Origin of the sequence: Zeaxanthinibacter enoshimensis (genome assembly GCF_004362865.1) — a bacterium.
Lineage (GTDB): Bacteria > Bacteroidota > Bacteroidia > Flavobacteriales > Flavobacteriaceae > Zeaxanthinibacter > Zeaxanthinibacter enoshimensis.
Genome location: NZ_SNYI01000003.1, coordinates 309,710 through 324,135 on the forward strand (window position 1 = coordinate 309,710; position 14,426 = coordinate 324,135).

The 14,426-nt window shown below is 47.2% G+C and carries 13 protein-coding genes; 10 read left to right on the plus strand and 3 right to left on the minus strand.

Annotated elements, in window-relative coordinates; genetic code table 11:
- Positions 1 to 50: 50 nt before the first annotated feature.
- Positions 51 to 1,805 (minus strand): ABC transporter ATP-binding protein, encoded by a 1,755-nt coding sequence (locus CLV82_RS13060; protein ID WP_133644791.1) that lies wholly within the window; start codon positions 1,803 to 1,805, stop codon positions 51 to 53.
- Positions 1,806 to 1,982: 177 nt separating this feature from the next.
- Between CLV82_RS13060 and nusB the strand changes: the two genes are divergently transcribed.
- Genes nusB through yajC form a run of 3 tightly spaced genes read left to right on the plus strand, consistent with a single transcriptional unit; the run spans position 1,983 to position 3,783 of the window.
- A complete protein-coding gene (nusB, locus tag CLV82_RS13065) occupies positions 1,983 to 2,930 on the plus strand; it encodes a transcription antitermination factor NusB (protein WP_133644792.1) in 948 nt (315 codons plus the stop codon).
- Positions 2,931 to 2,972: 42 nt separating this feature from the next.
- Complete coding sequence (locus tag CLV82_RS13070; RefSeq protein WP_133644793.1) at positions 2,973 to 3,449, plus strand: DUF1573 domain-containing protein; 477 nt, start codon at positions 2,973 to 2,975, stop codon at positions 3,447 to 3,449.
- A gap of 34 nt (positions 3,450 to 3,483) precedes the next feature.
- Entirely contained in the window at positions 3,484 to 3,783 is a 300-nt protein-coding gene (gene yajC, locus CLV82_RS13075; RefSeq protein WP_133644794.1) for a preprotein translocase subunit YajC, read from the plus strand.
- Positions 3,784 to 3,831: 48 nt separating this feature from the next.
- On the opposite strand, the gene CLV82_RS13080 is transcribed toward yajC, so the two are convergent.
- Both CLV82_RS13080 and pepT read right to left on the minus strand, forming a co-directional pair.
- The gene (locus tag CLV82_RS13080; protein WP_133644795.1) at positions 3,832 to 4,422 is read right to left on the minus strand and encodes a YdeI/OmpD-associated family protein; all 591 of its coding nucleotides are present in this window, start codon (positions 4,420 to 4,422) and stop codon (positions 3,832 to 3,834) included.
- 3 nt (positions 4,423 to 4,425) lie between these two features.
- The gene (gene pepT / locus CLV82_RS13085) at positions 4,426 to 5,652 is read right to left on the minus strand and encodes a peptidase T (RefSeq protein ID WP_133644796.1); all 1,227 of its coding nucleotides are present in this window, start codon (positions 5,650 to 5,652) and stop codon (positions 4,426 to 4,428) included.
- A gap of 142 nt (positions 5,653 to 5,794) precedes the next feature.
- Between pepT and CLV82_RS13090 the strand changes: the two genes are divergently transcribed.
- The 7 genes from CLV82_RS13090 (at position 5,795) to CLV82_RS13120 (ending at position 14,423) form a co-directional block, all read left to right on the plus strand.
- Positions 5,795 to 8,656, plus strand: a complete 2,862-nt coding sequence (locus CLV82_RS13090; protein ID WP_133644797.1) for a TonB-dependent receptor — start codon at positions 5,795 to 5,797, stop codon at positions 8,654 to 8,656.
- A gap of 121 nt (positions 8,657 to 8,777) precedes the next feature.
- Positions 8,778 to 9,203, plus strand: a complete 426-nt coding sequence (locus tag CLV82_RS13095) for a hypothetical protein (protein ID WP_133644798.1) — start codon at positions 8,778 to 8,780, stop codon at positions 9,201 to 9,203.
- Between the two features lie 83 nt (positions 9,204 to 9,286).
- The gene (locus CLV82_RS13100; RefSeq protein ID WP_133644799.1) at positions 9,287 to 10,336 is read left to right on the plus strand and encodes a quinone-dependent dihydroorotate dehydrogenase; all 1,050 of its coding nucleotides are present in this window, start codon (positions 9,287 to 9,289) and stop codon (positions 10,334 to 10,336) included.
- A 3-nt stretch (positions 10,337 to 10,339) separates the two neighbouring features.
- Positions 10,340 to 10,966, plus strand: coding sequence for a LysE family translocator (locus CLV82_RS13105; RefSeq protein WP_133644800.1), 627 nt, complete (start codon positions 10,340 to 10,342; stop codon positions 10,964 to 10,966).
- A gap of 30 nt (positions 10,967 to 10,996) precedes the next feature.
- Positions 10,997 to 11,863 (plus strand): hydroxymethylglutaryl-CoA lyase, encoded by an 867-nt coding sequence (locus CLV82_RS13110; RefSeq protein WP_133644801.1) that lies wholly within the window; start codon positions 10,997 to 10,999, stop codon positions 11,861 to 11,863.
- Between the two features lie 101 nt (positions 11,864 to 11,964).
- Positions 11,965 to 13,182: a DUF4856 domain-containing protein gene (locus tag CLV82_RS13115; protein WP_133644802.1), complete on the plus strand. Its 1,218-nt coding sequence runs from the start codon at positions 11,965 to 11,967 to the stop codon at positions 13,180 to 13,182.
- A gap of 113 nt (positions 13,183 to 13,295) precedes the next feature.
- Positions 13,296 to 14,423 carry an imelysin family protein gene (locus CLV82_RS13120; RefSeq protein WP_133644803.1) on the plus strand — a complete coding sequence of 376 codons (1,128 nt, stop codon included), beginning with the start codon at positions 13,296 to 13,298 and terminating at the stop codon, positions 14,421 to 14,423.
- Positions 14,424 to 14,426 lie beyond the last annotated feature (3 nt).

Below are 14,426 nucleotides of genomic sequence, written 5' to 3' on the forward strand. Positions count from 1 at the left end.
AAAGGGGATTCCCAAAAATGTAAAAAAAAAGCTAATTCAGCAACAAAATTCTAGTTTTCTTTCTCCGATAGCTGGCTGTTGTAAAGCTCCTTGTAATAGCCGTCTACCGCTAATAAACCATGGTGTTTTCCCTGCTGCAGGATGCGTCCGTCTTCCAGCACGATGATCTGGTCCGCGTTCTTAGCCGAAGACACCCGGTGACTGACGATCAGCGTTGTTCTGTCCTTAGAAGCTCTTTTCAGGTTGTTCAGGATCTCTTCTTCTGTTTCAGTATCCACCGCGGAAAGGCAATCGTCGAAAAGATAGATCTTCGGGTCTTTCAAGAGGGCGCGAGCAATAGAAACCCGTTGTTTCTGTCCACCACTGAGCGTGATACCTCTTTCCCCCAGGACCGTATCGTATCCATGGGTGAAGCCCATGATATTATCGTGGACCACGGCCATCTTTGCTACTTTGATAATTTCTTCTTCGGTAGCATCTTCTTTCCCGAACTTGATATTATTCCGGATACTGTCTGAAAAAAGGAAAGCATCCTGTGGGACAGCACCGAGGGAGGAGCGAAGTGCTTCCAGGTTCAGCGAGGTAATTGGCCGGTCATCCAGCAATATCTCCCCGGAACTTACATCGTACAGCCTGGCGACAAGGTCAAGGATAGTCGATTTTCCCGATCCCGTTTTCCCCAGTATTGCTACGGTCTCCCCGGGGTTTACCGTAAATGAGATGTCTTTCAGGGCCGTAATGTTGGTGTCTTCATATGTGAAGGTCACGTTTTTAAAAGTGATCTTCCCATGGATCTCGTCCGGTTCGTGCGAATGATTCTGAATACTGGGCTGCTCATGCAAAAATTCGTTGATCCGTTTCTGTGATGCTTCTGCTCGTTGAACAATAGAGGTTAGCCACCCGACGATTGCGACAGGCCAGGTGAGCATGTTCACATACAGGATGAACTCGGCAATGGTACCCACCGATTCTATCTCCCCGTTTATGTACTGCATCCCACCTACGTAGATCACGAAGATGTTACTGATACCTATCAACAGGATCATCAGCGGGAAGAACCAGGCCTGGACCTTAGCAAGGTCCATACTTTTAGTTTTGCCGTCTTCGGCAAGCGTGGCCGCTTCCTCGTTCACTTGTGATTCAAGACTGTAGGCCTTTATTACTGCAACCCCCGAGAATGATTCCTGGGCAAAGGTAGAAAGGGTAGACAGGAACTGCTGCACCTTAGTACTTCTGAGATGGATAATGCGGCTGATCCAGTAAATCAGCACAGAAAGTATGGGCAGGGGTACCAGGGCATAAAAAGCTATGGTTGGTGCCTTGATAAACATTAGGGGTATGAGGCAGACAAAAAGGGTCAGGGTCTGGATGCCGTACATGATCGCCGGCCCCGCATATTGCCTGACCTGCCCTACATCCTCACTGATACGGTTCATCAGGTCGCCGGTACGGTTTTGTTTGTAGAAATTCAGGCTCAGTAACTGGTAGTGATCAAACACTTCATTCTTAAGATCGTATTCGATATACCGGGAGACATTGATGATAGTCTGCCGCATAAGGAAGGTGAAAAACCCGGACAGTAAGGCAGCTCCCACTATGATCAGGATATATTCCAGCAGCATGGACCTGGCGGCCTCTTCCCCGACCTCGTTAGCCACGTAGTCTTCGACTACCTGGATGGATTTATTAACATAAGAAGGCATCACTAACTGGAAGACCCGGGCAATGATGGTGATGATCACCCCCATTAATAGTTTAAACCAGTATTTCCTGAAATATTTATTTAAATGTTTGAGCTCCTTCATGTAAGCTTTTAGCTAGTGGATGGGTTGTGTTAAAGCACGATGGCAAAGATATGGCTTCGGGATCAAACCCGATGTTATAAAACTAATAAGATACTTGGTTTCATGGTCAATTATTCGAGCTATATTCTTATTTTTGCCCCTCAATAAATTGTAATTCACCGGCTAAAGTTCTTTTAAATGTTAACAAGGAGGCACATAAGGGTTAAGGTTATGCAATGCATTTACGCTATCACCCAGTCCAAGGAAGAATCCCTGGACAAACAGGAGAAATTTTTGGCCCTGAGTATTAAAAATACCTACACCTTATATCTCCTGATGCTGAGCCTGCTGAAAGAGCTGCATACCATGGCTGCGGAAAGGGTAGAGCGTTCTTCCAATAAATACCTGCAGGACGAGGCGGAAAATGTTCCGGACAGGGAAAAGTTTGTAAAGAACAGGCTGCTGGTCCGGATCGCCGGGAACGAGATGCTGGAGGAGGAACTGAAAAAGCGGAAGCTTAAGAACTGGTACTACCACGAAGAATACGTGCGAATCCTTCTCAAAAAGATCGAGGAGAGCTCCTATTATAAAGACTACATGGCTGCACCCTCCAGCGATTTTGAATCAGATAAGGAACTGGTGGCAGAGCTCTTTAAAGAAGTGATTGCGCCTAACGACCAGATCTATGAATATTTTGAAGACGACCAGCTTACGTGGGTAGACGACCTTCCCCTGGTGAATACTTCACTCCTGAAACTGATCAAGAAAGCAAAACCAGATCATTTTGACTCTTATTTCCTGCCCAAGCTGATGAAGGACCAGGAAGATATGGATTTTGCTAAAAAATTACTGGTCAAGACCCTGCTCAACAATGCTTCCCTGGTAAAGGAAATAGAAGGCAAGACCCCGAATTGGGACAAGGACCGGATCGCCGATATCGATGCCGTACTTCTGAAGATGGCCATCTCTGAACTTCTTAATTTCCCGTCTATACCGGAACGCGTTACCATCAACGAATACCTGGAGATCGCCAAAGAATATTCGACCCCTAAAAGCAGTATTTTCATCAATGGAATACTGGACAAACTGGTGAAAGAATATAAAACCGAGGGGAAACTAAAGAAAATTGGTCGTGGGTTGTTGTAAAAATATTGTGTAATTTTGGCCCTAAATTTAAACCGAGTTGTGATGAAAAAAGTATTTCTAAGCTTGGCCATAGCTTCTGTAATGGTCATGGTTTCCTGTAAAGAGGATGCCTCCAGTAAAGTGAATTCTGATAAGGCTGAAGTTGCTGCCCAAAGAGATGAAGCCGGGAAGAACCTTCCGGTGATGAGCTTTGATAAGCAGGAACACGATTTTGGTACTATCGAAATGGGAACTCCCCAGGAGACTACCTTCACCTTTACCAATACAGGGAATGCCCCACTGATCATTACCGATGCTAAAAGTAGCTGTGGATGTACAGTTCCTGAGTATCCTAAAAACACTCCTATTGCTCCTGGTGAGTCAGGATCGATGCTGGTGAAGTTTAACGGATCAGGGATGAACCAGGTTACTAAGACCATCACGGTTACAGCTAACACTGCACAGGGATCAGAGATACTGCGTATCAAAGCCTTCGTCAACCCTAAAAATGCAAACGCGGCCCAGGGTCCGATCAAATAATTACACGAATAATTAAACCAATTAAAAAGAGAAAATGGGTGATATAGGACAGTTTCTTCCTATGATCTTGATCTTCGTGGTGGCATATTTCTTTATGATCCGCCCGCAGATGAAACGTCAGAAAGACGAAAAGAGATTTGTGGAAGCATTGAAAAAAGGAGATAAGATAATTACGAAGAGTGGTATGCACGGCAAGATCGTGGAGCTCAATGATAATGATTTTTCATGCATCATCGAGACCATGGCAGGACGGCTGAAGTATGATCGCTCTGCTATCTCCATGGAGATGAGTAAAAAACTGAATCCTCCCAAAGAAAAAGAGAAGAAGTCCTGATACCTTCAGGTTAAAGAAAAACACCGCCAACCGGCGGTGTTTTTTATTTCAGGACCTGTACTTATCATGCAATCCTACTCCTTTTCGTATCATAGGAAGGCTTTTTTCCAGTCTTCTTTGCTTGGTCTTCTCCTGCTTAGCAGTCTCGATATGTTCGCAGAATTCACGCTGTTTGTAAGGGCTCAGCTTCCCGAAGCTTTCCTTTAATACGGGATCACTTTCCAGGGCATCCTTAAGTAATGCCGGGATTATGGTATGTTCAGTTCGCTCAGGCTTCCATTCCAATCCTTTCTCCTGGTTTTTAACGGCTTCCTTCATGTAAGCCAGTACTGCATTTTGATCAATGTCCTCAGCACTGCGGAATTTCCAGTGTCGCATTGCCTTGGTTTTTTCCTGCCCGGTCTGCAGCACCCCAAGGGAGTCCTTGAGGTAAACGCCGTTAAAGAACCAGATACCAAAATGCTCCTTAAATGCCATGATCCCGAAAATATTCTTTCCCTGTACGGTATAGACAGGAGAACCCCATTTCAGGGTTTCACCGGCTCCCGATTTGATGGCCAGTTCGCGCAGTATTCCTATAGCCTCTTTAAAAGGCTGCTCTTTTTCGTAATAAGCTTCTACTTTTTCAGAATGATCCATCGCTCAGGCTTTCTTTGCAGTAAGTTCGCAAATTTTCACGATAACTTCAACAGCTTTCTGCATGCTTTCCAGGGGAACATATTCGTACTTGCCGTGAAAGTTATGACCGCCTGCAAAAATATTAGGGCAGGGTAATCCCATATAACTCAACTGGGATCCGTCTGTACCTCCCCGGATCGGTTTGATTATGGGAGTAATTCCCAGGGATTCCATCGCTTCCTTCGCGGTTTCCACGATGTGATATACAGGCTCGATCTTTTCCCTCATATTGTAGTACTGGTCCTTGATCTCCAGCTCAATGGCATTGTTGTATTTATGATTGAGTTCAGCCGTGATCCTCCGCAGTAATTTCTTTCGTTTTTTAAACAGGGTGCTGTCGTGATCCCTGATGATCATCTGGGCAGATGCGTGTTCAATATCTCCGTTAATGCTGGTTAGGTGATAAAATCCTTCCCTGCCCGAGGTAAATTCCGGGGTCTCGTATTCAGGCAGGCAGCTGATCAGTTCATTAAGGATCCGGCTTGCATTGACCATTTTGCCTTTCGCATAACCCGGGTGCACGCTTTTTCCTTTTACACTGATCTTTACCCCAGCTGCATTGAAATTTTCGTATTCCAGTTCCCCGATGGTACTGCCGTCCATGGTGTAAGCCCATTCCGCACCAAATGCTTTAACGTCAAATTTATGTGCTCCCCGGCCAATCTCCTCATCGGGGGTAAAACCTACCCTGACCTTGCCATGTTCAATTTCCGGGTGCTGTAACAGGTACTCCATAGCCGAGACGATCTCGGTAATACCCGCCTTATCATCAGCGCCCAGTAAAGTAGTGCCATCCGTCACCACCAGGGTCTGTCCTTTATACTGTCGCATTTCCTCAAAATACGAGGGGGAAAGAACAATATTTTTTTCCTCGTTCAGGACGATGTCCTTTCCATCATAATTTCGGATCACCCTCGGGTTGACTCCTGCCCCTGTAAAATCCGGGCTGGTATCAAAATGGGAGATAAAACCGATCACCGGTACTTCCTTGTCCGTGGTGGCCGGTAAAGTGGCCATGATATAAGCGTTCTCATCGATGGTAACATCCTGCATACCAATGCGCTCAAGTTCTTCAGCCAGGTAATTAGCCAGGTCCCATTGTTTTGCCGTGCTGGGGGTAGTATCAGATTCGGGATCGCTCTCGGTATCCATCCTGGCGTAGGTCAGGAAACGCTCTAGTATATGCTCCATTTGCTTAGTTTTTGGGTAAAGGTAAATAATTGGAAGCGCCGGTCAAACCGGGAAAATTTAAAGAAAATTCATACAATTTCGGGGGCTATATCCTGATATTTACTACCTTACTTATAACTAACAACCTAAAAAACAAACTATTATGAAGGCAAAAATTACTTTCCTTACTGTATTCCTGTTGCTTTTGGGAGCCTTTGTACAGGCCCAGGTGACGGGGACAGTTGTCGATGAAGAAGGGGCACCCCTGCCCGGGGCTTCGGTGGTCAAACAAGGCACAACCATCGGAACCACCACCGATTTTGATGGTAACTTTACGCTGGACGAAGTAGCCGTAGGAGAGACTATCGTTGTTTCCTATATCGGTTATGAAACTAAACGTGTAAGAGTGACCGGCACAACCATGACCATTTCCCTAACCTCCGGTGTAGCACTATCCGAGGTAGTGATTGTCGGTTCACGGAACCCGAACCGTACAGCTACAGAAAGTACGGTGCCGGTAGATGTGATCGATGTAAAACAACTGAGTGATGTGGCTCCGCAGGTGAACCTGAACCAGATCCTGAATTACGTAGCTCCATCGTTTACCTCTAATACCCAAACCATATCGGATGGAACAGACCATATAGACCCGGCCTCCCTGCGTGGGCTTGGCCCGGACCAGGTACTGGTACTGATCAATGGAAAAAGGAGACATACCTCTTCACTGATCAATGTCAACGGTACATTCGGTAGAGGTAGTGTGGGTACAGACCTTAACGCCATCCCCGCGGTGGCCATTCAACGGATAGAAGTCCTGAGAGACGGTGCTGCAGCCCAGTACGGTTCTGATGCCATCGCAGGTGTCATCAATATAGTACTCAACAAAGAAGTGAACGAGTTGCAGGTGACCGCAACTACGGGAGCTAATTTTACCAAGAATGCAAACGACCAGACGGGTGGAGTAGACGGGGAAACCACGAACATTGCCGCAAGTTACGGCTTGCCCTTAGGCGATAATGGTGGCTTTGTTACCTTCTCGGGGGATTTTGATGTCCGGGATGATTACAGTCGTATGGCAGAATGGGAAGGCGATATCTTTAACCTCTATAATACCGTTGAACGTTTCGCCCGTGCCGATGGATATGATACTTCCCTGCTTTTGGACGATGATGTAAACGATGTCATACAATACGCAAACCAGGCCGGGATAAACCTGAACGGAGCATCGACCAAGGCCGAACTACAGCCTATACTTTCCGCAGATAATACCTCGGCCGAACTATCAGCAAGAGGGCAGGAACGAAGTGATTACAATATGAGGGTCGGACAGTCTTCCCTCAGGGGAGGCCGACTCTTCACTAATTTACTGCTTCCCCTGGATGATGCGGGAACCGCCATCTACGCATTTGGAGGGATAAGTTCAAGAACCGGTAACTCTGCAGGCTTCTATCGCCTGCCTAACCAGAGCAGGACCTATACACCGGCATACCCTAATGGTTTCCTGCCGGAGATCAATTCTAATATCAAGGACCAGTCACTTTCCGTCGGGATCAGGGGAAGTATCGGAGACTGGGGCGTGGATTTCAGTAATACTTATGGAAAGAATGCATTCCTCTATACAATCGGGAATACGTTTAATGCTTCCCTTCAGAATGCTTCGCCCACCACTTTCGATGCGGGTGGCTTCTCATTTTTACAAAATACCACCAACCTGGATATTACCCAGTTCTTTGACGACATGCTGAACGGGGTGAATATTGCCTTTGGAGGAGAATACCGTTTTGAGCAATACGAGATCGTCGCAGGTGAAGAAGCTTCCTACGCCCAGTACACTGCTAACGGGCAGGTAGTACGTCTCGCCTCCCAGACCCCTGCACAGGATTTCTTCGGGAATTCCAGGCCGGGCGGTTCGCAGGTCTTCCCCGGCTTCAGCCCTAATAACGAGCTGGCACGAGGAAGAAGTAGTATTGCAGGTTATTTTGATATCGAGGCCGATTTCTCTGATGATTTCCTGATGAGTTTTGCCACCAGGTTCGAAAATTACAGTGACTTTGGTTCTACCATCAATTTTAAACTGGCTTCGCGCTACAAGGTGACGGATAACTTTAATATACGGGGGGCGGTAAATACCGGCTTCCGGGCACCATCCCTGCACCAGATCAACTTTAATTCCACCTCGACCATCTTTGATAACCTGGGTAATCCCCAGGAAGTCGGAACTTTCGCGAACGACAGCCGGGCGGCGAACTTGCTTGGAATTCCTGAATTGAAAGAGGAAACTTCCAGGAGTATCAGCCTTGGTCTGACCGGGAATATTCCTGAGGCCAACCTATCTATCACTGTGGATGGTTACTTTGTAAGGATCAATGACCGCGTTGTCTATACCGGCCAGTTCCAGGGACCGGGAACCGGGACCGAATTGGATAACCTGTTAAGACAGGCCAACGCAACCGCGGCCTCTTTCTTTGCCAATGCCATTGACACAGAATCTAAAGGGTTAGATGTGGTGCTTACCCATAATGCGACCCTCTGGGATGGATGGCGATTGCGATCCGATCTGGCAGGTACATTTTCCAAAACAAAGAAAGTAGGCGATATCAATGCTTCGGATGTACTCAGGAATGCCGGGCTGGTAGATACCTATTTTCCTGAAGACAGCCGGGTTTACCTGGAAGAAGCTGTTCCCAGGACCAAAATAAACCTGAGTAACAGCCTGAGCTCGGATGCTTTTGTTTTCTTCCTCAGGAACGTTTATTTCGGGGAGGTCACAGAAGCCACTACCATCGTGGAAAACCAGCAGGTGTTCGGCACCAAAGTGGTCACCGATGTATCTGTGGGCTACAAGGCATCGCCGGCACTGACCCTCACCATTGGGGCGAATAACGTTTTTGATATCTACCCGGACAGGGCAGACCCGGATTTTGGGAACCGGAGTTCAGGAAGGTTCGACTGGTCCCGTCGTGCACAGCAGTTTGGGATCGGAGGAAGATTCCTGTTTGCGAGGGTAAGCTATACCGTCAAATAAAAGCTGCTTAGTATAATAAACAAAGGCTGTCCTCTCCCGGGCAGCCTTTTATTTTAGCGCTTAAATAGAAATTCATCCTTATCTTGCTGCAGCAAACAGCCTTTTCCATCTTTCAGAGACGATGAATTTCCAATGTTTTAAATATTTAGTCCCCGCAGTGGTGATCCTGCTGAGTTTACAGAGTTCCTTTGGTCAGCAACAGGAGTGTACCCTGGGAGTAGGAGGGAAGGATAATGAAGTGATCATACAGGTATTCCAGCTCAACCAGGAACAACAACAGAAACTGGAAGAATGGTCTGGGGAATTCCTACTGATCCAGAAAGAACACCGGGATAACGTCAGGGAGTTGTTTGATACCCATCCGCAGGATACCCCTTCCCAGCTGCTGCAGATGTCAGAGAAATTCGCCCTGCTCAAAGAAGAACTGCTCACTGCGTCCAGGAATATTGACCGGAAATTACTGGCCCTATTTAATGACCGGCAGTATATGCGGTATATAGAACTTTGTGAAGAAGTAAAACGCAGACCAATGTTGCGATCAGAGTAGCGGGTTGCAGCACTCATTTTATTTAGGGAATACTTATGGAATAGGTCTAAGTTTGTATTTTTGCTCAAACCTGACAGTCCGCCATGTATAAAACCATCATCCGGCCTATTTTTTTCCTGTTCGACCCGGAATCCATTCACCATTTTACCTTTCGATTAATAAAATTACTTTCCAGTCTTGGATTTGGTTCTCTCTTCAGGGCCATGTACGAGGTGAAGGATCCGTTACTGCACAGGGAAGTTTTCGGTCTGCAGTTCAAGAACCCGGTAGGCCTGGCCGCGGGATTTGACAAAGATGCGCTCTTATATAAAGAATTAGGTGATTTTGGGTTCGGATTTGTGGAGATAGGAACCCTCACACCGAAGCCGCAGCAGGGTAACCCTAAAAAACGGTTATTCCGGTTAAAAGCTGATCACGCCCTGATCAACCGTATGGGATTCAATAACGGGGGAGTGAAGGCGGCTGCAGAACGACTCAGTCCGGATCCCCGTATCCTTGTAGGAGGGAATATCGGGAAAAACAAAGTGACACCCAATGAGCGTGCCATGGAGGATTACCTTATCTGTTTCCGTGAGTTGTTCACCAAGGTGGATTACTTTGCGGTCAATGTCAGCTCTCCCAATACACCGGGGTTACGAGAGTTACAGGATAAAGCACCACTGACCGCTTTGTTGAAAGGATTACGGGAAGAGAATACGAAGCTCTCAGTTGCCGTGCAAAGCAAAGAAAAACCCATCCTCCTTAAAATTGCCCCGGACCTGACCGACTCACAGTTGCTGGATATCATAGCCATTGTGGAGGAGACCGGGATACAAGGGGTGATCGCGACCAATACCACCCTGGATCGTAGTAAACTGCGATCTGCGGAAGAACTCCGTTCGGAAAAGGGTGGCCTCAGCGGGGAACCATTGGGAGACAGGAGTGCCGAGGTGATCCGCTTCCTGCACACCCGCAGCAATGGAGCTTTTCCTATTATCGGGGTAGGGGGAATACATTCCGAACAGGATGCCCTTGAGAAGCTGGAAGCCGGTGCGTCCCTGGTACAATTATGGACAGGTTTTGTATACGAGGGTCCGGCGTTGGTAAAGCGGATCAATAAAGCCATCCTTCAGAAAGAACGGGCAAAAGCCTAATCCATGAACTTCGAGATCCTGACCGCTTTTGTTTTCGCGACAGCTGCACTGGCTATCGCACCGGGGCCCGATAATATATATGTACTTACCCAGAGCATTGCCCATGGCCGGAAATCTGGCCTGGCGACTACCGCCGGACTTATTTCAGGTTGCCTAGTACACACCACGTTATTGGCATTTGGTGTTTCCATGGTGATCCGGCAAAACGAACAGCTGTATTTTGTCATTAAATTATTTGGCGCACTTTACCTGTTTTACCTCGCCTGGATGGTGTTCAGGGCGGGATCCGATATCCGGCTGGATTCAGGCGCTGTACCGCGGAAATCATTATCCCGGTTATTCCGGCAGGGTTTTGTTATGAATGTCCTGAATCCTAAGGTCACCATATTTTTCCTGGCTTTTTTCCCGGGCTTCCTGTTCAGCAATTCGATGGGGCTTGTGTACCAGTTCTATATCCTGGGTTTCATATTTATGGCGGTATCCTTTGTGATCTTCGGAACCCTCGCCCTGCTCGCCGGGAGCATTGCGGGCTACCTGAAATCACACCGGGGAACCGGCCTTTTCCTGAAATGGCTGCAGATACTGGTTTTCACGGGCATAGGGATGTGGCTGTTAATTTCAGGGAATTAGTACTACTTTTGGAAAAGCAAAGAAAGCCATATGCCCGAAAAGGTTAAGATCATAGAGTGCCCAAGGGATGCCATGCAGGGAATTAAGACTTTTATCCCCACCCCGGAGAAGATACATTACCTGCAGGCCCTTCTTAATTGTGGGTTCGATACCATAGATTTCGGAAGCTTTGTCTCACCCAAGGCGATTCCGCAGATGGCAGATACTGCAGAGGTATTGGCCGGGCTGAACCTGGCCCGTACCCAAAGTAAGCTTCTTGCCATTGTCGCGAATGTGAGGGGGGCAGAAGATGCAAGCGTACACCCGGAGATCGATTACCTGGGATACCCCTTTTCCATTTCGGAGAATTTCCAGATGAGGAATACGCATAAGACGATTGCTCAATCCATAGATGTGTTGCAACAGATACTGGAAATTGCAGGTCAAAGTGGTAAGGAAGTAGTTACTTATATTTCCATGGGCTTTGGGAACCCTTACGGGGATCCCTGGAATGTGGATATAGTCGGGGAATGGACACGGAAACTTGCGGAAATGGGGGTGAAGATCCTGTCCCTTTCGGATACCGTGGGCAGCGCCAGCCCGGAAGATATAGATTACCTCTTCTCTAATTTGATCCCTGCATACCCGGAAATCGAGTTCGGCGCTCACCTGCATACAAATCCCATGAAATGGCACGAGAAGATCGATTCCGCTTATAGAGCCGGCTGCCGTAGGTTTGACGGCGCGATTCAAGGCTTTGGAGGATGTCCCATGGCCAAGGATGAGTTAACTGGAAATATGCCAACCGAGAAGATGCTTTCCTATTTTACAACCGCAAAAGCCGACACAGGAGTGAAGTGGATGGCATTCGAAACTGCTCATAATAAGGCAACTGACCTCTTTTCCAAGTACCACTGATATTTTTATTTAAATTAATTCTAAATAAAGTTTGAGGATTTTTCATCCTGCTATATATTTGCAGCTCGAACATTATTTAAAATCAATCTAAATATAAATAGATGAAGAGAAATCTTTTATCAACGCTACTTTTAAGTGGAATTCTACTCACCTCTTGTACCAATGATGATGACAATAACCCGATAGATGAGCAGGTAAATGCGCCAGCCAACTATACCTTTGAAAGAGACGGTTCTTCTACCGTGGATTATAACGGGCAGACTACCCGACTCCTTATGGGAGAGGCACTTTCCGGGGCCCTTATGGATCCCACAGAAACAGCTACCTCACTCCAGGCTATATATGCCCATGAAGCCGGAACTGAAAATTTTGAAAATACTGATCTCAATTTTTCTGATAAGAATTTAAAATCCAAAACTGCAGCTTCAGCCGATTTCTTTGCTTCCAATACGGCTGATCAATTTGATATCCGGGCAGATTTTGATGGGTGGATAGACGCACAGGCCAACGAGATCTTTCCCAGGTGGAACAGCGCAGCAGCTCCGGGGAGCGCAGGCCAGATAGCAGACGGTACATCTACCCGTTATGTTTCAGGCCAGGGACTGGAATACAACCAGTTGGTCATAAAAGGACTCATCGGAGCAGTTATGGCAGACCAGGCTCTTAATAATTACCTGTCGGCCAGCGTACTGGACGAAGGAGAAAATATATCAGAGAACGAAGCCGGGATTACCGTAGCGGGTAAAAATTACACCACTATGGAGCACAAATGGGATGAAGCTTACGGTTATGTATTCGGTCTGAATGCGGATCCCGCCAATCCTAATAATGATCTCGGGGCAGACAGTTTCCTGAACAAATATCTCGGTAGGGTAGAGGGAGACAGTGATTTTGCCGGGATTTCCAACGAGATATTTGAAGCCTTCAAGTTAGGAAGGGCCGCTATTGTCGCCGGTAATTACGAGGTGCGCGATGAGCAGGCAGCAGTTATCCGTGAAAAGATATCCGAAATTATAGGAATAAGATCTGTGTACTATCTGATACAGGCGAAATTACTCCTTGAACAACCCCAACCCGCATATGGTACTATTTTCCATGATCTTTCCGAGGCCTATGGTTTTATCTACAGCCTGCAGTTTACCCGTAAGCCTGGTACTATGGAGCCCTATTTCAGCAGGACCGAAGTGCGTGCGATCCTTGACGATCTTATGGACGACGGTGCCAATGGGTTATGGAATGTACAGCCCCAGACCCTGCAGAATTTAGCAGATACTATAGCTGCCCGTTTTGACTTTACGGTAACCGAAGCCGGTAGCTAGAATGAAATTATTTGAGTTAGTTAGGTGAAGATGGGAAAAGGGACTCCCGGTTTTCTGATTGGGTGTTCCCTTCCCTATCTTTGCAAATCGAAAAATTTATGAAACGTAGACCGATGAAAAGAATTATTCTGAGTTTGACTATCCTGTTGACCATCTGGGCGTGTTCTTCCGACGCCACCGGGGATCCGCAGGTAGACCCGAAACCTACACCTGTAAGTTTTGAACGCAGCGAAATGCTGGAGAACTGGGCGGATAACATTATCCTGCCTTCTTACCGGGATTTCAATACCAGGCTCAATGCGATGAACACGGTGTTTGTAGATTTTAAAGCTAACCCATCGGAAGACCAGCTACAGAAGCTGCGAGATGCCTGGTTGGATGCCTATATAGGCTGGCAGGCCGTAGCCATGTTCGAGATCGGTCCTGCCGAATCGGTGGGGTACCGCCTGGGAATGAATACCTATCCTACAGATGTGACCACCCTGGAACAACATCTTGCATCGGGATCTTATGACCTGACCCTGCCGGCTAACCGAGATGTAAAAGGTTTTCCTGCCTTGGATTATCTTATTAACGGGTTAGCTACATCGGATTCCCAGATCGTGGCCAGGTACCAGGGAGACCAACAGCAGGCGCATTTTGATTATATTGATGCCGTTCTCGAGGATATGCAAACGCTTACATCCGATGTCATTCAAGGTTGGGAAGGAGGATTCCGGGATGCATTTGTCGCTAATGACGGCGCTTCTGCAACGGCTTCAACAGACCGGATGGTAAATGATTTTATCTTCTATTACGAGAAACATCTGCGTGCAGGTAAAATGGGGATTCCCTTAGGAGTTTTTACAGGTTCAAAAGCCCCCCAGACTTTGGAAGCATATTACCGGGCATCCGTAGGTAAGGAACTTTTCCTGGCTGCCATGGTCGCAGTACAGGATTTCTTTAACGGGAAGCACTACGGGAAGTCGGCTTACGGTAAAAGCCTTTCTTCCTACTTACAGGATCTCAATTCCCTGAAAGATGGGGCTGCCCTTGATGAGATCATCAACGAGCAGTTAGACCTGGCTATGACTGAGGTGACCTCCCTGGGTGACTTCAGGTCCGAGATAGAGAACAACGATCCTCCCAGAGCAATGCTGCTCGCCTATGATGAAGTACAACGGGTAGTACCCCTGTTTAAAGTAGATATGGTGTCTGCCATGAGCATTAGTGTGGATTTTGTAGATGCAGACGGCGACTAATCG

What these genes read in the sequence shown, in the direction of transcription:
- CLV82_RS13060 (WP_133644791.1), bottom strand. Translation starts at nt 1,805, where the DNA reads ATGAAGGAGCTCAAACATTTAAATAAATATTTCAGGAAATACTGGTTT.
- nusB (WP_133644792.1), top strand. Translation starts at nt 1,983, where the DNA reads ATGTTAACAAGGAGGCACATAAGGGTTAAGGTTATGCAATGCATTTAC.
- CLV82_RS13070 (WP_133644793.1), top strand. Translation starts at nt 2,973, where the DNA reads ATGAAAAAAGTATTTCTAAGCTTGGCCATAGCTTCTGTAATGGTCATG.
- yajC (WP_133644794.1), top strand. Translation starts at nt 3,484, where the DNA reads ATGGGTGATATAGGACAGTTTCTTCCTATGATCTTGATCTTCGTGGTG.
- CLV82_RS13080 (WP_133644795.1), bottom strand. Translation starts at nt 4,422, where the DNA reads ATGGATCATTCTGAAAAAGTAGAAGCTTATTACGAAAAAGAGCAGCCT.
- pepT (WP_133644796.1), bottom strand. Translation starts at nt 5,652, where the DNA reads ATGGAGCATATACTAGAGCGTTTCCTGACCTACGCCAGGATGGATACC.
- CLV82_RS13090 (WP_133644797.1), top strand. Translation starts at nt 5,795, where the DNA reads ATGAAGGCAAAAATTACTTTCCTTACTGTATTCCTGTTGCTTTTGGGA.
- CLV82_RS13095 (WP_133644798.1), top strand. Translation starts at nt 8,778, where the DNA reads ATGAATTTCCAATGTTTTAAATATTTAGTCCCCGCAGTGGTGATCCTG.
- CLV82_RS13100 (WP_133644799.1), top strand. Translation starts at nt 9,287, where the DNA reads ATGTATAAAACCATCATCCGGCCTATTTTTTTCCTGTTCGACCCGGAA.
- CLV82_RS13105 (WP_133644800.1), top strand. Translation starts at nt 10,340, where the DNA reads ATGAACTTCGAGATCCTGACCGCTTTTGTTTTCGCGACAGCTGCACTG.
- CLV82_RS13110 (WP_133644801.1), top strand. Translation starts at nt 10,997, where the DNA reads ATGCCCGAAAAGGTTAAGATCATAGAGTGCCCAAGGGATGCCATGCAG.
- CLV82_RS13115 (WP_133644802.1), top strand. Translation starts at nt 11,965, where the DNA reads ATGAAGAGAAATCTTTTATCAACGCTACTTTTAAGTGGAATTCTACTC.
- CLV82_RS13120 (WP_133644803.1), top strand. Translation starts at nt 13,296, where the DNA reads ATGAAAAGAATTATTCTGAGTTTGACTATCCTGTTGACCATCTGGGCG.